Here is a 597-nt window from a genome sequence, read left to right as displayed (position 1 = left end):
CAAAGAAGGCGTAAAGAAAGACCCTTTTGTTTCACAATCGTTTAAGGATGAATATTGCCGGGGAAATAGTTTTTCCCTCATCCCTGTTCATCCGTTGCAAGCACGAAAGCTGTTAGGGCGGGAAGATGTAGGGAACCTGATTCAGTTAGGAAAACTTGATTATCTGGGTCCACACGGAAGAAAATATTATCCAACATCTTCAGTGCGGACTGTGTACCATCCAGAGGCCAGCTTTATGTATAAATTTTCGATTCCTGTGAAAATTACCAATTCGCTGCGCATCAATAAACGAAAAGAGCTTAATCGCGGCGCGCAAGTAAGCCGCTTGCTTCATGGAGAGCTTCGCGAAAAGCTGACAGAAGCGCATCCATCGTTCCGCATTATCGAGGATCCAGCTTATATTACATTGAAGCTTGGCCTAGAAGAAACTGGATTTGAAGTGGTCATACGGGAAAATTCATTTCAAGCAGGGAACGATTCACGAACGACGTTGCTTGCGGCACTTTGTCAAGATCATATAGCCGGAGGGTCTTCCCATTTAGCCAATATCATTTATGAAATAGCAGGCAAAGAAAACATTTCAATCGCCGCCGCAAG

General features: G+C 44.2%; 1 protein-coding gene. It reads left to right on the top strand.

Going from position 1 to position 597, the window contains the following annotated elements; genetic code table 11:
* A partial coding sequence (locus tag AC3G7N_RS21815) for an IucA/IucC family protein (RefSeq protein WP_489424218.1) occupies positions 1 to 597 on the top strand: 597 nt, incomplete at both ends.

Source organism: Virgibacillus carmonensis (assembly GCF_057836705.1).
This window is presented reverse-complemented; position numbering and strand designations above follow the sequence as displayed.